Annotated in this window: 22 protein-coding genes; 13 read left to right on the forward strand and 9 right to left on the reverse strand. The window is 74.0% G+C overall.

All coding sequences use genetic code 11. The features are described from left to right. Positions 1–7: 7 nt before the first annotated feature. Both Aru02nite_RS15190 and metE read right to left on the reverse strand, forming a co-directional pair. Complete coding sequence (locus Aru02nite_RS15190; protein ID WP_203658168.1) at positions 8–379, reverse strand: hypothetical protein; 372 nt, start codon at positions 377–379, stop codon at positions 8–10. A gap of 271 nt (positions 380–650) precedes the next feature. Next, a complete protein-coding gene (metE, locus tag Aru02nite_RS15195; RefSeq protein WP_203658169.1) occupies positions 651–2,849 on the reverse strand; it encodes a 5-methyltetrahydropteroyltriglutamate--homocysteine S-methyltransferase in 2,199 nt (732 codons plus the stop codon). A gap of 93 nt (positions 2,850–2,942) precedes the next feature. Between metE and Aru02nite_RS15200 the strand changes: the two genes are divergently transcribed. Next, entirely contained in the window at positions 2,943–3,854 is a 912-nt protein-coding gene (locus Aru02nite_RS15200; RefSeq protein WP_203658170.1) for a LysR family transcriptional regulator, read from the forward strand. 49 nt (positions 3,855–3,903) lie between these two features. Here Aru02nite_RS15200 and Aru02nite_RS15205 read toward each other — a convergent pair whose 3' ends face one another. Next, positions 3,904–4,254 (reverse strand): cupin domain-containing protein, encoded by a 351-nt coding sequence (locus Aru02nite_RS15205; RefSeq protein ID WP_203658171.1) that lies wholly within the window; start codon positions 4,252–4,254, stop codon positions 3,904–3,906. A 446-nt stretch (positions 4,255–4,700) separates the two neighbouring features. Between Aru02nite_RS15205 and Aru02nite_RS15210 the strand changes: the two genes are divergently transcribed. Continuing rightward, complete coding sequence (locus tag Aru02nite_RS15210) at positions 4,701–5,021, forward strand: hypothetical protein (protein WP_203658172.1); 321 nt, start codon at positions 4,701–4,703, stop codon at positions 5,019–5,021. A 72-nt stretch (positions 5,022–5,093) separates the two neighbouring features. Here Aru02nite_RS15210 and Aru02nite_RS15215 read toward each other — a convergent pair whose 3' ends face one another. After that, the gene (locus tag Aru02nite_RS15215; protein ID WP_203658173.1) at positions 5,094–5,495 is read right to left on the reverse strand and encodes a VOC family protein; all 402 of its coding nucleotides are present in this window, start codon (positions 5,493–5,495) and stop codon (positions 5,094–5,096) included. Beyond that, positions 5,449–6,345 (reverse strand): helix-turn-helix domain-containing protein, encoded by an 897-nt coding sequence (locus Aru02nite_RS15220; protein WP_203658174.1) that lies wholly within the window; start codon positions 6,343–6,345, stop codon positions 5,449–5,451. Before Aru02nite_RS15220 ends, Aru02nite_RS15215 begins: the two co-directional genes overlap by 47 nt. A gap of 190 nt (positions 6,346–6,535) precedes the next feature. Here Aru02nite_RS15220 and Aru02nite_RS15225 point away from each other — a divergent pair, with 190 nt between their 5' ends. Then, positions 6,536–6,979, forward strand: coding sequence for an Lrp/AsnC family transcriptional regulator (locus Aru02nite_RS15225; protein WP_239076704.1), 444 nt, complete (start codon positions 6,536–6,538; stop codon positions 6,977–6,979). A gap of 206 nt (positions 6,980–7,185) precedes the next feature. Then, complete coding sequence (locus tag Aru02nite_RS15230; RefSeq protein ID WP_203658175.1) at positions 7,186–7,512, forward strand: hypothetical protein; 327 nt, start codon at positions 7,186–7,188, stop codon at positions 7,510–7,512. Between the two features lie 116 nt (positions 7,513–7,628). Here Aru02nite_RS15230 and Aru02nite_RS15235 read toward each other — a convergent pair whose 3' ends face one another. Both Aru02nite_RS15235 and Aru02nite_RS15240 read right to left on the reverse strand, forming a co-directional pair. Beyond that, positions 7,629–8,360 carry a histidine phosphatase family protein gene (locus tag Aru02nite_RS15235; protein WP_203658176.1) on the reverse strand — a complete coding sequence of 244 codons (732 nt, stop codon included), beginning with the start codon at positions 8,358–8,360 and terminating at the stop codon, positions 7,629–7,631. A 47-nt stretch (positions 8,361–8,407) separates the two neighbouring features. Further along, on the reverse strand, positions 8,408–8,989 hold the full coding sequence (locus tag Aru02nite_RS15240; RefSeq protein WP_203658177.1) for a TetR/AcrR family transcriptional regulator: 582 nt from the start codon (positions 8,987–8,989) through the stop codon (positions 8,408–8,410). 71 nt (positions 8,990–9,060) lie between these two features. On the opposite strand from Aru02nite_RS15240, the gene Aru02nite_RS15245 reads away from it, so the two are divergent. Then, positions 9,061–10,596 carry an ABC-F family ATP-binding cassette domain-containing protein gene (locus Aru02nite_RS15245; protein ID WP_425551570.1) on the forward strand — a complete coding sequence of 512 codons (1,536 nt, stop codon included), beginning with the start codon at positions 9,061–9,063 and terminating at the stop codon, positions 10,594–10,596. Continuing rightward, complete coding sequence (locus Aru02nite_RS15250) at positions 10,584–11,426, forward strand: Vgb family protein (RefSeq protein WP_203658178.1); 843 nt, start codon at positions 10,584–10,586, stop codon at positions 11,424–11,426. Before Aru02nite_RS15245 ends, Aru02nite_RS15250 begins: the two co-directional genes overlap by 13 nt. Before the next feature lie 63 nt (positions 11,427–11,489). Here Aru02nite_RS15250 and Aru02nite_RS15255 read toward each other — a convergent pair whose 3' ends face one another. Beyond that, on the reverse strand, positions 11,490–12,458 hold the full coding sequence (locus Aru02nite_RS15255) for a hypothetical protein (protein ID WP_203658179.1): 969 nt from the start codon (positions 12,456–12,458) through the stop codon (positions 11,490–11,492). Positions 12,459–12,620: 162 nt separating this feature from the next. Between Aru02nite_RS15255 and Aru02nite_RS15260 the strand changes: the two genes are divergently transcribed. The 6 genes from Aru02nite_RS15260 (at position 12,621) to Aru02nite_RS15285 (ending at position 15,915) form a co-directional block, all read left to right on the forward strand. Next, entirely contained in the window at positions 12,621–13,289 is a 669-nt protein-coding gene (locus tag Aru02nite_RS15260; RefSeq protein ID WP_203658180.1) for an MBL fold metallo-hydrolase, read from the forward strand. 365 nt (positions 13,290–13,654) lie between these two features. After that, the gene (locus Aru02nite_RS15265; RefSeq protein ID WP_203658181.1) at positions 13,655–13,840 is read left to right on the forward strand and encodes a hypothetical protein; all 186 of its coding nucleotides are present in this window, start codon (positions 13,655–13,657) and stop codon (positions 13,838–13,840) included. A gap of 37 nt (positions 13,841–13,877) precedes the next feature. Beyond that, positions 13,878–14,393: an Asp23/Gls24 family envelope stress response protein gene (locus Aru02nite_RS15270; protein ID WP_203658182.1), complete on the forward strand. Its 516-nt coding sequence runs from the start codon at positions 13,878–13,880 to the stop codon at positions 14,391–14,393. Between the two features lie 39 nt (positions 14,394–14,432). Then, positions 14,433–14,792 (forward strand): hypothetical protein, encoded by a 360-nt coding sequence (locus tag Aru02nite_RS15275; RefSeq protein ID WP_203658183.1) that lies wholly within the window; start codon positions 14,433–14,435, stop codon positions 14,790–14,792. Further along, positions 14,792–15,331, forward strand: coding sequence for a hypothetical protein (locus tag Aru02nite_RS15280; protein ID WP_203658184.1), 540 nt, complete (start codon positions 14,792–14,794; stop codon positions 15,329–15,331). Before Aru02nite_RS15275 ends, Aru02nite_RS15280 begins: the two co-directional genes overlap by 1 nt. Continuing rightward, entirely contained in the window at positions 15,331–15,915 is a 585-nt protein-coding gene (locus tag Aru02nite_RS15285) for an Asp23/Gls24 family envelope stress response protein (RefSeq protein ID WP_203658185.1), read from the forward strand. Before Aru02nite_RS15280 ends, Aru02nite_RS15285 begins: the two co-directional genes overlap by 1 nt. Positions 15,916–15,930: 15 nt before the next feature. Here Aru02nite_RS15285 and Aru02nite_RS15290 read toward each other — a convergent pair whose 3' ends face one another. After that, complete coding sequence (locus Aru02nite_RS15290; RefSeq protein WP_203658186.1) at positions 15,931–16,815, reverse strand: TIGR03621 family F420-dependent LLM class oxidoreductase; 885 nt, start codon at positions 16,813–16,815, stop codon at positions 15,931–15,933. A 226-nt stretch (positions 16,816–17,041) separates the two neighbouring features. Here Aru02nite_RS15290 and Aru02nite_RS37220 point away from each other — a divergent pair, with 226 nt between their 5' ends. After that, a complete protein-coding gene (locus Aru02nite_RS37220) occupies positions 17,042–18,376 on the forward strand; it encodes a glycosyltransferase (RefSeq protein ID WP_275408642.1) in 1,335 nt (444 codons plus the stop codon). The last annotated feature ends 2 nt before the right edge of the window (positions 18,377–18,378 follow it).

Here is an 18,378-nt window from a genome sequence, read left to right on the forward strand (position 1 = left end):
TCCCCGGTCAGCGCCGGAGAAGCCGCGCAACAAATTGACCGATGACGATGTATATGAGCGCGGCGAGGCCGTAATTGAGCACCAGGCCGATCTTCGCGTCGTTCGGTGTGAATACGTCGCCGAAGCCGAGGACCAACACCTTCGCAAGGGTGTACACGAACTGCACGAAGCCGTTTCCCTGATTGGCGCCGGCCAACGTCAGGAACACGTGCAGGGCGAAGATCACGGCGACGGCGCAGGTCACGCCCACGACGATGCGGGCGACCAGGGCCGCTCCCTCGCCACGCTGGCGCGGCGCGCGGGCGGGCGGCTGGTCATACGGCTGGGGGCCGGGATATCCCTGCTGGGGTCCGTTCCGGTGGTACTGGTCGTAGGACATGCGCGGCAGTGTAGTTGTGCCGGCGGACGGGCGAAACCCTGCCTTCCCGTCATATCGCCGCGGTACTTTGTGAACCGTCGGAGTCACTGCGGGTAAACGGGAGAATGGCTCGCTGAAACGCGACGCGAATTGCTCGTGCGCTTTTCGTACAAACGGGTCCGGGTGTTACAGGCTCCCACCCACTGATACCGTTTCGTGGTCCGGGACGTCACCGGCCCGCCCGGCGCCGCATCGGTACGGCGTCGGGACGGGCCGGGCCCGCGCCGGTGCGTCAGCCGGCGCGGAGCGTGCGGGCCGCGGCGACCAGGTTCGTCAGCGCGGCGGTGACCTCCGGGTACGCGCGGGTCTTGAGACCGCAGTCCGGGTTCACCCAGACCCGGCCGGTGGGCAGGGCGGTGGTCGCCGCGCGCAGCTGCGCGACGATCTCGTCGGTGGACGGCACCCGTCGGGAGTGGATGTCGTACACGCCGGGGCCGAGCCCGCGGGCGAAGTCGCGTACGGCCGGCTCGCCGAGGATGCGGCCGTGCGAGCGGGCCGACTCGATGCTCGTCACGTCGGCGTCGAGCGCGTCGATCGCGGTGAGGATCTCGTCGGCGTCCGAGTAGCACAGGTGGGTGTGGATCTGCGTGGCGTCGCCGGCGCCGGACGTGGCCTGCCGGTACGCGGCGACCGCCCAGTCCAGGTACGCCGCGCGCTCGGCGCCGCGCAACGGCAACAGTTCGCGCAGCGCGGGCTCGTCGACCTGGACGATGCCGATGCCGGCCGCCTCCAGGTCGGCCACCTCGCCGCGGATCGCGTCCGCGACCTGGTGGACGACCGCCGGCAGCGGCAGGTCGGTCCGGACGAACGACCACGCGACGATCGTCACCGGCCCGGTCAGCATGCCCTTCACCGGACGGTCGGTCAGCGACTGCGCGTACGTCGACCAGCCCACGGTGATCGGCGCCGCCCGGCGTACGTCACCGTGCAGGATCGGCGGCCGGGTGCAGCGCGACCCGTACGACTGGACCCAGCCGTGCCGGGTGACGGCGAACCCGTCGAGGTGCTCCGCGAAGTACTGGACCATGTCGTTGCGTTCGGGTTCGCCGTGCACGAGCACGTCGACGCCGAGCCGCTCCTGCAACCGCACCACCCGCTCGATCTCCGCGCGGATCAGCCCGTCGTACTCGGCGGCGCCGACGCGGCCGGCCGCCAGGTCGGCGCGGGTCGTACGCAGCTCGGCGGTCTGCGGGAACGACCCGATCGTGGTCACCGGCAGCTCGGGCAGCCCGAGCCGGGCCGCCTGCGCCGCGGCACGCACCGCGTACGGCGCGCGGGACACGACCGGTGGCGGCTCCACGGGCCGAGTCGGTGTCGGGGCGGCCGGCACCGACCCGGCGGTACCGGCGGCCAGCGCCACCACCTCGTCCACCTTCTGCGCCGCGAACGCCAGCCGGCCGGTCAGCTCCGCCGGCAGGTCCGGCTCCACCGCCAGGTCGTACGGGACGTGCAACAGCGAGCACGACGTGGCGACCGCGACCTGGCCCGCGATGCCGCGTACTCGGTCGAGCAGGGCGGTGGCCGCGACCGGATCGGTGCGCCACACGTCCCGGCCGGACACCACCCCGGCGACGAGCACCTTGTCCCGCAGCCCCGGCAGCGCCTCCGGTACGTCCCCGCGCACCAGGTCCACGCCGATCGCCTCGACCGGGCTGTCGGCCAGTACGGGCAGCGCCTCGCCCAACCCGCCGAAGTACGAGGCGACGAACAGTGCCGGGCGTCGTGTCAGCCCACCCAGCCGCTCGTACGCCGCGGCCGTCGCGGCCAGTTCCGCCGGCGTACGGTCGGCGACCAGTGCCGGCTCGTCCAGCTGCACCCACGCCACGCCCTCGTCGGCGAGCGCCCCCAGCAGCTCCTCGTACGCGGTGAGCACGTCCGGCAGCCGGTCGAGCGGCGCGAAACCGTCCGGCGCGCCCGGGGCCGCCTCGGCCAGGAGCAGGAACGTGACCGGGCCGAGGAGTACCGGTCGGGTCTCGATGCCCAGCTCGCGCGCCTCGCGTACCTCGGCGACCGGCTTGCCGGGATCCGCCCGGAACGTCGTGTCCGGCCCGATCTCCGGTACGAGGTAGTGGTAGTTCGTGTCGAACCACTTCGTCATCCGCAGCGGCGGCAGCCCGTCCGCGCCGCGCGCCGCGGCGAACACGGTGTCCTCGGGCGTGTCCCGCACGTACCGGGCCGGCACCGCGCCGAGCGCCAGCGCCGCGTCGAGTACCTGGTCGTAGCTGGAGAAGGTGTTGGACACCGGGCCGGCGAGCCCGCGTCGCCGCAGGTCGGTCCAGGTGTCGGCGCGCAGCCGGCGCCCCGTGGCCCGCAGCTCGGCCAGCCCGGACCGGCCGTCCCAGTACGACTCCAGCGCGCGCTTCAGCTCGCGGCGCGGGCCGATCCGCGGGTACCCGAGGATCGTCGAGTCGGGGAACGGGGTGGTCGGCATGGCATCTCCCTGGTCGCGGCGGTTGTCCGGTCCCGGCACGTTAGCCGTCCCGCCGGCGCACGCCCGCCATGCATTCGGCATGCTTATCGTCGGATGGAACCGGGGGGAGCGATGGACGGCATGCCGGCGCTGCGCGACGTGCGCTGCTTCGCCGTGGTCGCCGAACACCGCAGCTTCTCCCGCGCCGCGCGGACGCTCCGGCTCTCCCAACCGGCGGTCAGCCAGGCGATCGGGCGACTCGAACGCGCCGTCGGGCACCGCCTGTTCGAGCGGTCCAGCCGGGACGTACGACTGTCCGCCGTGGGACGGACGCTGCTGCCGCGGGCGGAGGCGCTGCTGGCCGAGGCCGCCGCGTTCGCCGAGGCAGCCGGGCGGGCGACGGCGGCGACCCGGCCGACCATCACGCTTGCTTATCCAACCCTCCTCGGTACGTTCGCCGCACGGCTCGCGCGCCGGATGGCCGGCCGCGACACCGGCGTCGAGGTCGTACTGCGCGCCGCCGGCCAGCGCGCCGCGGCCGAGGCGGTCGCCGCGGGGGAGGTCGGCGCCGCGATCCTCGCCGCACCCGTCCCCGCCGGGCTCGCCGGCGTCCCGCTGTTCACCGTGGCGATCGACCGCCTCGCCGTACCGGCCGCGGACCCGCTCGGCGGTCACCGCACCGTACGGCTCGGCGCGCTGACCGGCCGCCGCGTCCTCGTCCCCGGCGAGCGGCCGCCCGGCGGACCGTGGCCGGCGCTGGTCGCCGCGCTGCCCACCGGTACCGCGTGGTCCGTCGGGCCCGACCCCGACGACCTCGCCGCGCTCGACCTCGTCGCCGCGGGCAACGCCGTACTCCCGCTCCCGTCGCTGCTCGCCGACACCGTCCGCCGCCCCGACGTACGGTTCGTGCCGCTCGCCGACCCACCACCGCCGCTGCGTTTCCGCCTCGCGTCCCGCCCGGATGCGCCGGACCCGGCCCTGCTCGCACTCGTCCAGGCCGTCCACCACCTCCTCCGTACCCGCTGACCTCGGGGTCGGCGCGGCCGCCGGAAGGTGTGCGGATCGCGCGGGTGGGTCAGGCGGTCTCGGGCGCGAAGATGGTGACCGGGCCGCCTTCGAGCGCGATCGCGGTCAGGCCGGTGTCGCTGCCGGTGGTGTGCCGCTCGCCGGGCGCCCAGTACGCGGCCTGCCCGGCGGTCACCGGAACCGGTGCCCCGTCCTCGCCGGCCACCCAGCCCGCGCCGGCGACGATCAGGAGTACCTGGTGGGAGACGGCGGGATGGGTGCCGATGACGCCGCCCGGCGCCACCGCCAGGCAGGTCGCTCGCGCCTGCTCGGCGAACTGCGCGATCCGCGTGGCGTGCAGGCTCACGCTGCCGTCGCCGGTCACCTCGTGTTCCGCCCGGTCGAACGTGAAGACCTGCACCGCAGCCCCCTTGTCGCCGTGTCAGCGCGGCGGTTCCGCCGCCCCGGCGCGGATCGTACCGGTCGGCGGCGCGGCACGCCGTACCCGAGCCCGCGCCGGATCTCGTACCGCGGCGCGGATCCGCCGCCGTTCCCGGGGTGTGTGAACGGCCGCGTCGTCACGACGTCCAGGTCAGCGGATTCGGTTGTGCCACAACAGATCCCGGCGCGTCGGGTGCGGGGCGGATGCGGTGGCGGGCCACCTCACGCGACCCGGGCCGCGCCCGTTCCACGTCGCGGGGCGGCCGGACACCGACCGGTCGTCCTGGGCGCGTCCGGCGGGCCGGGGGGCCCGGAGGGACGGACACCCGCTGCGGGGGCCGGCGATGTGGGCGGTGGCGCCGTTTTCGCGTGGTGGGGCGGGTGCGGGGCGTGGCAGGATGGCGCGCATGACGACCAGAGAGGGCGATGCCGCGTAGGCCGCCGGGCGCGCTCCGCGCCACTCCGCTCACCACCCGCGAGATCCGCCGCGCGTTGCTGCGGTACCGGCAGGTGCTCCGCCGGCCGGGCCGCTGGGTGTACCTGCCGCAGCCGGACTGTCCGTGCTGCGACGTCACGTACGAGCGTGACCTGCTCGCCGAGGCGATCCGTACGCTGCCGCCGCGTGCTGCCGGCGCGCTGCGGCGCCGGGTCGGCGAGGTCGACGAGGAACTCCTGCGGCGGAGCCTGCCGGATCCGTACGCCGATCCGGGCCGGCCGTGGTGGCACCGCCGGCTGTTCGCGGACTGAGCGACGCGGCGGCACCGCACGGAGCCGCCGCGCCGAGTACCCGGAATCTGTTGGGGGGCAACGGATCGGGTGTCAGGTCGGGGTGGGTTCGCCGGCGTGGTCGCCGAAGGACCACAGGTTGCCCTCCGGGTCGCGTACGGCGAACTCGCGAGCGCCGTAGTCGGTCTTCGCGAGCGGCCGCACGACGTCGGCGCCGTGTTGCAGGACGCGTTCGTACAGGGTGTCGGGGTCGGTGGTGACGACGTACGCGCCGGCGGTGCCGGGCTGCCGGGACCAGGCGGCGCCGGGTCGGTGGGTGCCGAGCATGATGCCGCCGGCGCCGTCGGGCCAGTTGAGTTGCGCGTGGTGGACGGTGTCGCCGTCGCCGTAGCGTGCGGCCACGACGAACCCGAACGTGTCGACGTAGAAGTCGATCAGCGCCGGGGCGTCAGTGGCCTGGAGCGTCATGAACACCGTCGGATTCGAGCCAGTCATGGCTCCACTCTGACCGTCCGGAGTGGCCGCCGTCTTGGATGTTTCCGAACTCCTCCGCCAGCCACACCCGCGGCGGTACGCCGGTGAACCGGACGAAGTCGCGGCTGAGGTGCGCCTGGTCGCAGTAGCCGGCGGTGGCGGCGATGCCGGCGAGGTCGAGGCGGCCGGGACCGCGTGCGGCGCGGGCGATCGCGGCGCTGGCGTACTCGAAGCGCATGAGCATGGCGACGGTCTTCGGGGTGCGGCCGACCTCCCGTTCGAACAGGGTCGCGAGGTGTCGCGCACTGAGCCCGACGCGGTCGGCGACGGCGGCGACGGGCATCCGGCCGCGGCTGGTTTCCAGCAGGTGCCAGGCGTACGCGAGGTCGGGGCGGACGGACGGGGTGCGCCGCGATCCGTGTAGCCCGACCAGGTGGCGGGCGGTCAGCGCGAACGCCTCGCGCCAGCCGGGCGCCTCGGCGAGCCGGTCGCGCAGCTCGACGACGCGCCTGCCGAGTACGGCGGTGGCGTCGAAGTCGGTGACGCTCAGCTCGGCGCTGGGGAGCCCGAACAGGGCGCGTGCGGCCAGCGGGTGCACGGCCATCTGGATGCCGGCCTGACCGGGCTGCTGCCGTACCTGACTGGCCGCGACGTGCAGCCCGCCCAGTACGACCGGGGCCGGGCGCGCGTCGGGCAGCTCGGCGACGGTCGGCGCGGCCCGTACCCCGTCGTCGAGCGCGACGATGAACGTGAGCAGCGACGACGGCAGGCCCCGGTGCACCGTGTCGGGCACGTCGAACGCCCGGTACCCCACCATCGACACGATCCCCGGCGCGCAGCGCGCGGGGGCCGTCGCGAACTCCCAGCTCATGCCGCCACCCTAACGGCCGCCCACCGTCGGGCGACCCGGTTCGCACCCGACCGCCCGGTACCGGAGGATCGTGTCCCGGAACCCTGTTCGTGCCCACCCGGTCGGTTGCCCGCGCGGGATCCGTTGCCCGCCAACGGATCCGGTGCCGGGCGTCGACGGCCGCGGGAAGCGTTGTCCGCCAACGGATCCGGTGTCAGCAACCATGGGCGCCGGCGTCGTCTCCGGCTACACCGCCGTCGTCGACCCGGAACGGCTCGGGTTGACCGTCCTGGCGTTCGTCCGCCTGCGGTACCCGCACGGCAACGACCGGCCGTTCCACGCGTTGCTGGACAGTACGCCGGAGATCGTGGAGGCGCACCACGTCACCGGCGAGGACTGCTTCGTACCGAAGGTGTCGACCCGGTCGATGCGCCACCTGGAGGAGGTGACCGGCCGGCCGGACGATCACCGGCAGCCGACCCACCCGCGACACCTGAACTCCCGGGCGGGCAAGGGACCGGGGTCCTCGTCGTCGCGGTCGGGCGCGGCCCGGACGGGGGCTCTCCGATCGTCGCGGGTGTCCGGTTGCGGACCGGCGCCGGCGTCCGGGCCGACCACACCCACCCCGTGCACCGTCGTCCAGGCGGCCCCGTAACGGACGGCGCGCCGTAACGGTCGGCGGGGCGTACGCGATGTCCACGGTGCGCGCGGAGATGGCTGTGCCACAACGGATTCCGTGGTTCGGAGCGGGTGACAGCGGCGTGACAGCCGGGTGACAGCGAACGGAACGGTCGGCGCCGGTCCGGTCCCATACGCTGGCCGCGCATTCCGCTGGAGTACCGACATCGAAGGGGAACATCGATGATGATGTCCGCTGTGGCGCGCCGGGTCGGCGTCGCCCTCGGCGCGGGCGTGCTGCTGGCCGCCGCCTGGACCGGGACCGCCGCCGCGTCGACGACGCACGCGGCGCCCGCGACGCACGCGGTCGCCGCCGCCCACGCCGGTACGGTCCGGCCGATGGCGTCGGGCACGAAGTGGTGCGGGTTCGACTACGACACCTGCGTCCAGTCCCAGAACACGTTCCGCCACTACGGCTACCAGGTGGGCCCGCTGTACTGGGCCGGCACCGACAACACCTGCATCCCCGGCCACGACTGCAACGGCTACTGGTTCGACTGGTGGGAGTAGCCCCGGGGCCGGGGACTCCCCGGCGCTGGTAGACCATGATCGCCGCGTGTCCGCTGCCGGGCACGCGGCGATCGCGCTGTGCGGGATCCGTTGCGCGACAACGCTTCCATGGTACGTCAGGCCAGGTGGTCGGTGGTGTGGCGGGCGACCAGGGTGAGGTGGCCGTCGCGCCGGTCCCAGGCGGTCAGTGAACCGTTCGCGACGGGGTCGGATGCGGTCGACGCCATCAGGTCCGCCTCGCTGAGCCCCTCGACCAGGTACCGGGCGAGCCGCGCGGTGAGGTCGTGCCCGACGAGCAGGACGCGTCGGCCGGGCCAGCGGTCGGTGATGTCGGCGAACAGCGACCGGAGCCGCAGCGCCACGTCGGCCCAGGACTCGCCGCCCGGCGGCCGGTGGTAGAGCCGGCCGGTACGGGCGCGGCGTTCGGCCTCCTCCGGGTACCGGGCGGTGATGCCGTCGTCGGTGAGCCATTCGAGTACGCCGAGTTCCTGGTCGCGGAGGCGCTCGTCGGTGACGACCAGCTCGGGTGCGGGCGCGCCGGGGGTGGCCAGGGCGATGTCGAGGGTCTGCTGGCAGCGCCGGTACGGCGAGACCACGACGATCTGCGGTGCGGTGGCGGCGTCGAGTCCGGCGAGCCAGCGGCCCACTCCCGCGGCGTGTTCCCGTCCGGTGGCGGTGAGGGTGACGTCGGCGTCGCGGTGGTCGATCCCGGCGTGGTGGCGGCCGGCGGCGACCGCGTCGGCCCAGGCGACGTTCGCGGTGGACTGGCCGTGGCGGACGACGCCGAGCCACGACACGTCCAGCCGTACGGGCAGGTGGGGGTGGGTGTCCGTGCTCGATGCGATCATGGTGGGCCCAGCGTATCGGCGGATGCCCGCCGCGGACAGCGGTGCGGTCAGAGGATTCCGGCGCGGGCGGCGGCGAGTGCGGCGTCGGCGGCCCGGTCGGCGTCGCGGTCGCGTACCGGCTCGTGCGTGACGAACAGCCGGTAGTACACGGGGGCGACGGCCACCCGGATCACCTCGGTGGCGTCCGTACCGGCGGGCAGCTCGCCGCGCTCGACGCCGCGGCGTACGACGACGGCGGACTGGTCGTGGCGGGCGGCGAAGAACTCGTGCAGCGCGCGGGCGGCGTCGTCGCTCTGTACGGCCGCGGCGACGAACGCGCGCGCGACCGGTCCCTCGTCGGGATCGGCGAAGCCGTGCCGGACGAGGCGGACGATGCGGCGCAGGTCGTCGTCGACGGACCCGGTGTCGGGGATCGGCCACGGTTCGTTCCGGGCGAGTTCCAGCGCGTCGGCGATCAGCCCGTCGGCGTTGGTCCACCGCCGGTACACGCTGGTCTTGTGGACGCCGGACCGGGTGGCCACGTTGTCGACGGTGAGGCCGCGGTAGCCGTGCGCGGCGAGTTCGGCGAGGGTGGCCTGCCGTACGGCGTCGCGTACGCGGGCGCTGCGGCCACCGGGACGCTTCTCCAAAGTCTCCTCCAGTTGCGTTAAGGATCGGACTCGTGCTAGGTTAACGCTACCGAAGTTGCGATTGGAGTTCCATCCTGACCACTCAGCTGTCCCTCAAGAACGTCACCCGGTCGTACGGTGCGCGCCTCGTCCTCGACCGGCTCACCGTCAGCGTCCGCCCCGGCGAGCGCGTCGGCATCGTCGGCGAGAACGGTTCGGGCAAGTCCACGCTGCTGCGGCTGATCGCCGGCGCGGACGTACCGGACGACGGTGAGATCACCGTGCAGGCCGCGGGCGGCGTCGGCCACCTCGCCCAGACGCTCGACCTGCCCGGCGACACCACGGTGCAGGGCGCCGTCGACGCCGCGTTGGCCGACCTGCGCGCGCTGGAACGCGACATGCAGCGCGCCGCCGAGACCCAGGACATGACCGCGTACGGCGAGCTGCTCGGCGCGTTCGAAGCGCGCGACGGGTGGGAGGCCGACTCCCGGGTGGACGCGGCGCTGCACGCCCTCGGGCTGGCGTACGTCGGGCGGGGTCGGCCGCTGTCCGCGCTGTCCGGCGGCGAGCGCGCCCGGCTCGCGCTCGCCTGCCTGCTGGCCGCCGCGCCCGAGGTACTGCTGCTGGACGAGCCGACCAACCACCTCGACGAGGCCGCGACGACCTGGCTGGAGGACCGGCTGCGCGCGCACCGCGGCACCGTCGTGGTCGTCTCGCACGACCGGATCTTCCTGGACCGGGTGGCGACCGCGATCGTGGAGGTCGAGGACGGCGTCGCGACCCGCTTCGGCGGCGGGTACAGCGGGTTCCTGGCGGCGAAGGCGGCGGCCCGGCAGCGCTGGGCGCAGGCGTACGCGGACTGGCGGGCGGAGGTCCGGCGGGTCACCGACTTCGCCGCGACCACCGCGCACCGGGTCGCCACCGGCCGCGCGATGACCGACAACAACAAGATGGCGTACGACCGGAACGCCGGCCGGGTACAGAGTTCCGTCGCCTCCCGCGTACGCCAGGCGCAGGAACGGTTGCGCCGGCTGCACGCCGACCCGGTGCCGTGCCCGCCGGAACCGTTGCGGTTCCGGGGGACGTTCGCGACCGCGGCGCCGTCCGGGCGCACCGTGGTGGAGCTGCGCGACGTGCGGGTCGCCGACCGGCTGCGCGTACCGGAGCTGCGGATCGGGGCGGGGGACCGGCTGCTCGTGGACGGCGGCAACGGCGCGGGCAAGTCCACGCTGCTGCGCGCGATCCGTACGGCGGCCGGGCCGCGCGCCGGGTACCTGGCGCAGGAGGTGGAGTTCGCGCCGGGCCGTACGGTGGCCGAGTCGTACCCGGGTGAGGTGGCCGAGTTGCTGGCGACCGGACTCTTCCGGGACGACGCGCTGGACTCCGACGTGGCGGCGCTGTCGGTGGGGCAGCGGCGCCGGCTCGCGCTGGCCGTGCTGCTGACGGGGGAGTACGAGGTGCTGCTGCTCGACGAACCCACCAACCACCTGTCACTGACCCTGGTCGAGGAGCTGGAACGGGCCCTCGACGGCTACCGCGGCGCGCTCGTCGTCGCCAGCCACGACCGGGCGCTGCGACGGCGCTTCACCGGTCGACGGATCACGCTCTCGGAGGGATGCCTGTGCTGATCGACGGTTCCCCGTACGGTGTCGTCACCGGTCCGGACGGCGCGCTGTGGTTCACCCTGCTGGACGGTCGCATCGGCCGAGTCGTACCGGGTGCCGAGCCGACGCTGTTCCCGCTGGATCCGGCCGACGGCCAACCGACCGTCATCACCGTCGGCCCGGACGGCGCGCTCTGGTTCACCGAGTACGCCGGGGGTCGGGTCGGCCGGATCACCGTCGACGGCACCCTCACCGCGTACGAGGTGGCCGCGCCGTACGGGATCGCGGCGGGTCCGGACGGGGCGGTGTGGTTCACCCAGTTGCAGGGCGACCGGATCGGCCGGATCGACGCCACGGGCGCGATCGAAACGTTCGACCTGCCCACCGAGAACGCCATGCCGTCGGCGATCACGGCCGGCCCGGACGGTGCGCTGTGGTTCACCCTCAACCAGGGCGACGCGATCGGCCGACTCACCGTCGCCGGCGAGATCACGCTGCATCCCTTGCCCACCAAGGGTTCCGCGCCGGTCGGCATCTGCGCAGGGCCGGACGGCGCGCTGTGGTTCGTGGAGATCGGGGCCGGCCAGATCGGCCGCATCGACGTGACCGGCACGGTCACCGAGTATCCGCTGCCGGACCGTGCCGCGCGCCCGCACGCGGTCGTCGCCGGGCCGGACGGCGCCCTCTGGTTCACCGAGTGGGCCGGCTGCCGGCTCGGCCGCATCACCACCTCCGGCACGATCACCGGGTACCCGCTGGCGGGTGCGGAACCGCACGGGCTCGCGGTGGGCCCGGACGGTCGGATCTGGGTGGCGATGGAATCCGGTGCGCTGCAACCGGTTCCGGTGGACTGACCATCCACTGTGGACACCGGTACGGCCGGGCGGGCGCGACGACACCCGCCCGGCCGCGCCGCTTCAGTAGTACGACCAGGTGACCGGGCGGGCCTTGTAGAATCCGGCGCCGGGGAGTCGCAGTGCCGTCGGATGCGTGCCGTCGTACCGGAAGAGGTAGACGGTGTCGGACAGGTAGTTGCTGCCCGTGCAGTGGTTCTTCCACGCTTCGACGATCCTGCCGTCCCGCTGGGTGCCGAACGCCTTGACGCAGCTGCGACTCGCGGGCACGCTCCACCGTGTCGGCGGCCGGCCGGAGTACTTGTCGTAGTGGTAGACGGCGTTGCCGGCGATCCACATCCGGTGCCGGGCGCTGCCGGTCATCGGCGACAGGTCGTGCGCCCCGGTGACCCGTCCCCGGCCCACGTTCAGGTTGCCGCCGTGCCGGGTGAGGTTTCCACGACCGATGTCGTACTGGTAGAGCGTGCTGCCGCCGACCGCCCAGAGCCGGCCGTCGCTGTACAGGACGCCGTGCGCGGACGGCTGCCGGTAGACCTTCGGCGAACGGGAACCCTTGGGGTAGTAGAGAAGTCGCCCCTCCCCGCAGCCGCCGCACGCGACCCCGGTACTGTCCGCGACCGCGACGCCGCCGTTGGGCAGCAGTTCGATCGAGTGCGGGTTTCTGGTGCCCTGCCTGGGATTCGGCACCGTGGCCGACCAGATCCGCCGACCCGACGGGTACGCGAAGATGCCGACGTTGCCGTTGCCCGCGGAGACGAGCACGTCCCACTGGCTCCCGTACCGGCGGAACTTGACGTCGGTGAGGTGGCCCCAGCGGCCGCCGCCGAGCGTCCGCTGCCAGCAGATCGGGTTGGTACGGCGCCAGTCCACGTCCTGGCGCAGGATGAGCACGCGCCCGTGGTTCTGGTCCACGGCGCCGATCAGGTTGCTGTGCACGGTGCACGCCGTACGCGCGGCGGCGGGTGCGGCCGGCGCCGCGACGGCGAGCCCGCCGAGTACGGCGGCGGTGACGACGGTTGCGAGTCTTCGCACGGTCCTTCCTCCGTTCCCCGTTCACGGAAACCGCCATGGTGACAGGGGATCCGCGCGCCCGCCGTCGGGTCGGCGACTCTTGGCGCGATCCGACACCGGCCGCCGTCCGCTGTGCGCGAACAGGCACGACGACCCGCCGCCCCACCTGACACCCTGGTACGCATGGAGATCCTCGACGTCCTGCCGTCCCTGCGGATGCTGCGCTTCGCCGTCGGCAGCGCGTACCTGTGGCGCGACGGCACCGAGCTGACGCTCGTCGACACCGGCCCGGTCGGCTCCGCCGCCGAGATCGCCGCCGCGCTGGACGGTGAGCTGCGCCGGATCGTCCTGACGCACTGGCACGAGGACCACACCGGATCCGCCGCCGACCTCGCCGACCGGTACGGCGCGGAGGTCGTCGCGCACCGCCTGGAGGCGCCGGTGATCCGCGGCGACCGGGCCGGCGCGCCGCCCGTACTGGAGCCGTTCGAGGTGCCGATCCGCGCGGCGGTTCCGGCGCTGCCGCCCGCCCCGCCCTGCCGGGTCGACCGGGAGGTCGGGGACGGGGACACGCTGGCGTTCGGCGGCGGTGCGGTGGTGGTCGCCGTACCCGGGCACACCGACGGGTCGATCGCCGTCCACCTGCCCGGCCCGCGGGTGCTGTTCACCGGCGACGCCGTCGCCAACGTCGGCCGGACGATGCTGGGCGTCTTCAACACCGACCGGGCCCGCGCCGTACGGTCGCTGCACCGGTTGGCGGCGCTCGACGCGGACACCGCGCTGTTCGGCCACGGCGAGCCGATCGCGCGCGACGCCGCGCCAGCGCTGCACGCCGCTGCCGCCGCGACCTGACCGCCGGATCCGCCTGCCCCGCAAGGAAACCCACTTCCCGGAGCGTTCCGACGCGCAGCGGGTGCCGGGCTGCCGGCGGGGCATCGTCGTACACCTTGGTGTGGGGTCGAGAGCCGGCCCGGGTGAAACGCGATCGGCACGACGCGCGCCCGGCGACCGTGACGGACGGCGCCGCGGCGGGACCTTTCCGCCCAGAACGGGGCGAACACGGGATTGTTCGATATGGTCCGCGCAGAGCCGTACGGGGTTCATCCTGGGGGCAGCGGCCCCGGAACCGGTTGCCGGGCCGGGCCGGACGGTACGCGGACCCGTTGGCCGGGCAGCTGCGCGCGCGGGCAGCGCAAAACGGGGCTTGAGGAGGCGCCATGTCCCACCGTCAGTTCGGCTTTCTCGTCGGTCTCCTGATCGTGTGGCTGTGGGCGAGCCTCGGGTTCCTGATCGCGTTGGGGGCCGCGGCCGCCGGCCTGGTCGGCTACGGGGTCGTCCGCGTCCTGGAAGGCGACATCAAGTGGGCGGACGTGACCGAACGGTTCACGTCGACGAAGCGGTGACGGATCGCCGGTCGCAAACAGCGAAGGAGTACGAACTATGGCTGCGGATGCCGGTAACGAGGCTGCCAGGGCCGGATCGACGGGTACGGGGGAGCGCGGCCAGTCGGCGCCGAACGGGCCGAGCCGCCCGGTCGGCTCGGCCGGTACGCACGCGTCGCTGAGCAGCGAGCACGGCCAGACGCGGATCGCCGACGGTGTCGTCGCGAAGATCGCCGGCATGGCGGCCCGCGAGATCCCCGGCGTGTACTCGATGGGTACCGGCCTGGCGCGCCGGATGGGGCAGATCCGGTCCCTGGTGCCGGGCGGTACCGACACGTCGTCGGCGAGTCAGGGGGTCGGCGTGGAGGTCGGCGAGCGGGAGGCCGCGGTCGACCTGGACGTCGTCACCTGGTACGGGCAGAGCATCGTCGAGGTGTCGGATGCCGTGCGCGCCAACGTGATCCAGCGGGTCGAGGGCATGACCGGGCTGCACGTGGTGGAGGTCAACATCAGCGTCGACGACATCTACGTCGAGGGCGAGGAGTCCGAGTCCAAGGAGTCGCGGGTCCAGTAGCGGCGGGCAGCTCCGGGATGCGTCGGCAGCACGCCGCCGGTGGCCGCGGAGGGGGTGACGGTCCTGGACCGAGGCGTACTGGCCCGCGCGGTCGCGGCCGCCGCCGGCGCCGCGCAGGGGGTCGCTGCGCTGGTACCGGGCGGTGGCGTGCCGGCGGTCACGCAGGTGCCGGGTGACGCGATCGTGGGCGTGGCGCTCGGCGGGTCGGCCGTGTCCGTGCACGTCGTGATCGACCGGCTTCCGCTCGAACCGGTCGTCACCGGGGTGGCCGCGGCCGTCGCCACCGTACTGGCGGATGCGGGCGACGAGCGGCGGGTGGAGGTCGTCGTCGAGGACGTGGTGGACGAGGCGGTCGAGTCGGCCCTGCGCCGTGGTGCCGATGGCGGGGAGGTGCGGTGATGCGGGTCGTCAACAGGTTGGCCGCGCTGCTGCTCGGTCTCGTCCTGCTGGCGGGTGGTCTGCTCGCGCTCGTCGAGGGCGTACTCGCCGCCGCCGGGCGCCGGCCGTGGCCCGTGGACTTCGCCCGCTGGTACGGGCCGTTGACGCGGACGCCGCTGAGTTCGTCGGTCGTACTCGGGGTGTCGATCGGCATCGGCGTCCTCGGGATTCTGGTGCTGCTGCTGGAACTCCGGCCGTGGGCGCCGGTCCGGCTGGGCATCCGGCGCGCCGACGACCCGCGCCCGCTCACCTGGTGGGTACTCCGCAGATCGGTGGAACGGCAGGTGTCGGCGGCCTGCGACGGGGTTCCCGGGCTGTCCGAGACGCACACCCGGCTGCGCGGCCGGGACCAGCGCTGGCGCCTGGTCGTCCGGCCGCGGGGCCGGAACGACGCCCGCCCCGACGTGGACCGCACCGTCGCCGCGGTACTCGACCGGGTCGCCGCGCCCGGCGCCGTCCGGGTCCGCGTCGCGCTGCGCCGGCCGAAGCGGGTGGCGTGATGGACGGGTTCAACCGCGGCCTGTTCATCGTCCTCGGCGTACTGCTGGTGGTGATCGGCGCCGCCGGCACGCTCGTCAGTCTCGGCCGGGTGCCGCGCGTCGACGCGGCGACGACCCTGCTGCCGCCCATCGTACGGAACCGTTGGCACGACTGGGGTACGGCCGCCTGGCTCGTGGTCGCCGCCGCCGGCCTGGTCCTCGCCGTACTGGCGTTCCTGCTGATCCGCGCGCAGTTGCTGCCGCGCGCCGGGCAGCAGATCTCGGACCTGCTGTTCGGCGGCCCGGACGACGAGGAGACGCACCCCGGCCGCACCCGCGTACGGTCGGCGGCGGTCGTGCACAGCATCGAGCGCGACCTCGCCCGGCACCCGAAGGTACGGCGGGTGCGCGTGGACATCAGCGGGGACCGCGCCGATCCGCGCATCCACGCCCGCCTCGAACTCAGCGACGAGTGCGACGTCACCCGGCTCCAGTCGTACGTGACGGAGTCGTTGACGCGGTTCACCACCACCACCGGCCTCGACCCGACCCGGATGCAGGTCGTACTGTCGCTGACCGGCCGGGGCGGCCACCGCGTCCACTGAGCCGCGCGCGGGCGCTCAGCGCAGGAGCGCGATCACCGGGCCGAACGCGTCGAGATTGCAGTCCCGGACGGTGAAGTAGCTCAACCCGAGCCGGTCCCGGAACTCCCGCAGTTGTGCGGCGATCTGCGGCACGCTGCCGATCAGTACGGTGGGCACGTCGAGCAGCTGGTCCGGCGAGAGCCCGCGTACCGGGCCGAGCCGTGCCGCGGCGGCGGTCCGGTCGGTGGTGACGACGACGCGCCACACGAGGACGTTCAGTTCCAGTGCGGGGAAGCGGTCGCCGGCCCGGCCGCGGACGTACGCGATGCGTTCGGCGATGCCGTCGACGGGGGACAGGTCGCCCTTGCGGCCGTCCGGTGTCGCGGCGAACCCGGTGAACCCCACGATGTCCGCGTACTCGGCGGCCAGCGCGAGCACCCGGTCGCCGCGCCCGCCGATCCACAGCGGCGGCCCGGGTCGCTGCACCGGCGCCGGCTGGTACGTCCCGTCGGCGAACAGTTCGCGGAGCCGGGCCACGGTACGGGCGAGGTGGTCGACGCGGGCGCGGGCGCCGGGCCAGGGCAGTCCGGCGGTGTCGAACTCGTGGCGTTCGTAGCCGGTGCCGAGACCGAGGTCGAACCGCCCGTCGGTGAGCCGGTCGACGGTCGCCACGTCGCGCGCGAGCAGCGTCGGGTTGTGGAAGCCGGTGTTGAGCAGCGCGGTGGTGAGCCGCACCCGGTCGGTCGCGGCGGCCGCGGCCATGACGGCCGGCAGCGGGCCCCACATCGAGAGGTGGTCGGCGACGCCGATGGTGTCGTAGCCGTAGCGTTCGGCGCGGCGGCAGCGTTCGACGAACTCGGCGCGCGTGGTCACGTCGGTCAGGTAGACGCCGAAGCGGAACGGTCGTGGACGGTCGGCCATCGGGCTGACTCCCTTCCCGCGGCGCGGACCGGCGGCGCCCGGCCCCGATGCGTCGCGCGCCCATTGCACCACCGGGACCGGTCCGTACGCCCGGGGGCGTTTTCAACCGTGAGCGCCGGTGGGGTGCGTGTCGCGCTTGAAACCGCCCCCTGTGTGCCGGCTGCCCGCCGTGTCACGGTCGGCCCATGGAACGCCACAGGTCGTACGGACGGGATGGGCTGCCGGCATGAGGATCCTGATGATCACCCACGGCAGCCGCGGCGACGTGCAGCCGTTCGCCGCCGCCGCGCGCGCCGCCGCCGCCCGCGGCCACCATGTCGTACTCGCCGCGCCGGCCGCCACCGCCGGCCTCGCCGAGCCGTACTGCGCGGAGCTGGTGCGCATCCACGACGGGCCGAACGTGCTCGCCACCGACACCACCGTGGTACGCGGGCTGGAGCAGAAGTTCCGCGGGGTGCGGGGCAAGGCGCAGCTGCTGCAGTCGGCGCGCAAGACGCGGCGGCTGGTCGCGCTGTTCCGCGCCGACCTGGCCGATCTGGTCGCGGATCTGCGGCGCCGCAACGAGATCCCGGACGTGGTGCTCTACCACGCGAGCGTGCCCGGCCACCACCTCGCGGACTACCTCGGCGCGCCCAGCGTACTGATGTGCCCGCAGGCGTACTGGGTGCCCAACGGCACGTTCCCCGACCCGTCGTTCCCGTTCCGGGTGCCGCGGGTGTGCAACCGCGCCACGTACGTCGCCAGCCCGGCGATCCTGTGGACGTACGCGGGTGGCAGTGCCGGGTGGCGGCGCCGGCAGCTCGGCCTGCGGCACCGCCCGTACGGGAAGCTGCGGCAGGTGGACGGGTCGCCGACGACCGTGCTCAACGCGTTCAGCCGGCTGTTGTTGCCGGACGGCATGCACTATCCCGACGACGTGCACACGACCGGGTTCTGGACGCTGCCGCTCGCCGACGGCTGGCGCCCGGACCGCGCGCTCGCCCGTTTCCTCTCCGCCGGCCCGCCGCCGCTGTACGTCGGCTTCGCCAGTTCGGTGACCGCGGAGCCGGGCGCGCTCGGCCACCTCGTCGGCGCCGCCGTACGCGAGGCCGGGGCGCGCGCGGTCGTGGTGGGTGGCTGGACCGGGATGCGGCCCGACGACCTCGGCCCCGACACGATCCTCGTCGACGACGTGCCGTTCGACTGGCTGTTCCCGCGGGTGTCGGCCGTCGTCCACCATGGCGGGCTCGGCACGCTCGCGACCGCGATGGCGACCGGCAGGCCGCAGGTCGTGTGCCCGTCGTTTCCGGACCAGTGGTTCAACGCCCGGCGGCTGCACGAGCTGGGGGTCGCGCCGGAACCGTTGGCCCGCCGCCGTCTCACCGGGGACGGCCTCGTCCACGCCGTACGCGAGGTGCTGGGCGATCCGCGGTACGCCGCGCGGGCAACGGAACTCGGTACCGACATCCGAGCCGAACGCGGTGCGGAGGCCGCGGTGGACGTCCTGGAGAAGGTGGCGGCGGGCACCGCGGTGCGCGGCGCGCTGAGCCGCGTCGCGGTCAGACAACGAGAAACGGAGTGACG

It is taken from the genome of Actinocatenispora rupis, assembly GCF_016861975.1.
In the GTDB taxonomy this organism is placed as follows: Bacteria; Actinomycetota; Actinomycetes; order Mycobacteriales; family Micromonosporaceae; genus Actinocatenispora; species Actinocatenispora rupis.

Excerpts from the sequence above, each read along its gene's own strand:
- Aru02nite_RS15190 (WP_203658168.1), bottom strand. The coding sequence starts at position 379 with ATGTCCTACGACCAGTACCACCGGAACGGACCCCAGCAGGGATATCCC.
- metE (WP_203658169.1), bottom strand. The coding sequence starts at position 2,849 with ATGCCGACCACCCCGTTCCCCGACTCGACGATCCTCGGGTACCCGCGG.
- Aru02nite_RS15200 (WP_203658170.1), top strand. The coding sequence starts at position 2,943 with ATGGAACCGGGGGGAGCGATGGACGGCATGCCGGCGCTGCGCGACGTG.
- Aru02nite_RS15210 (WP_203658172.1), top strand. The coding sequence starts at position 4,701 with ATGCCGCGTAGGCCGCCGGGCGCGCTCCGCGCCACTCCGCTCACCACC.
- Aru02nite_RS15215 (WP_203658173.1), bottom strand. The coding sequence starts at position 5,495 with ATGACTGGCTCGAATCCGACGGTGTTCATGACGCTCCAGGCCACTGAC.
- Aru02nite_RS15220 (WP_203658174.1), bottom strand. The coding sequence starts at position 6,345 with ATGAGCTGGGAGTTCGCGACGGCCCCCGCGCGCTGCGCGCCGGGGATC.
- Aru02nite_RS15230 (WP_203658175.1), top strand. The coding sequence starts at position 7,186 with ATGATGATGTCCGCTGTGGCGCGCCGGGTCGGCGTCGCCCTCGGCGCG.
- Aru02nite_RS15235 (WP_203658176.1), bottom strand. The coding sequence starts at position 8,360 with ATGATCGCATCGAGCACGGACACCCACCCCCACCTGCCCGTACGGCTG.
- Aru02nite_RS15250 (WP_203658178.1), top strand. The coding sequence starts at position 10,584 with ATGCCTGTGCTGATCGACGGTTCCCCGTACGGTGTCGTCACCGGTCCG.
- Aru02nite_RS15260 (WP_203658180.1), top strand. The coding sequence starts at position 12,621 with ATGGAGATCCTCGACGTCCTGCCGTCCCTGCGGATGCTGCGCTTCGCC.
- Aru02nite_RS15265 (WP_203658181.1), top strand. The coding sequence starts at position 13,655 with ATGTCCCACCGTCAGTTCGGCTTTCTCGTCGGTCTCCTGATCGTGTGG.
- Aru02nite_RS15270 (WP_203658182.1), top strand. The coding sequence starts at position 13,878 with ATGGCTGCGGATGCCGGTAACGAGGCTGCCAGGGCCGGATCGACGGGT.
- Aru02nite_RS15280 (WP_203658184.1), top strand. The coding sequence starts at position 14,792 with ATGCGGGTCGTCAACAGGTTGGCCGCGCTGCTGCTCGGTCTCGTCCTG.
- Aru02nite_RS15285 (WP_203658185.1), top strand. The coding sequence starts at position 15,331 with ATGGACGGGTTCAACCGCGGCCTGTTCATCGTCCTCGGCGTACTGCTG.
- Aru02nite_RS15290 (WP_203658186.1), bottom strand. The coding sequence starts at position 16,815 with ATGGCCGACCGTCCACGACCGTTCCGCTTCGGCGTCTACCTGACCGAC.
- Aru02nite_RS37220 (WP_275408642.1), top strand. The coding sequence starts at position 17,042 with ATGAGGATCCTGATGATCACCCACGGCAGCCGCGGCGACGTGCAGCCG.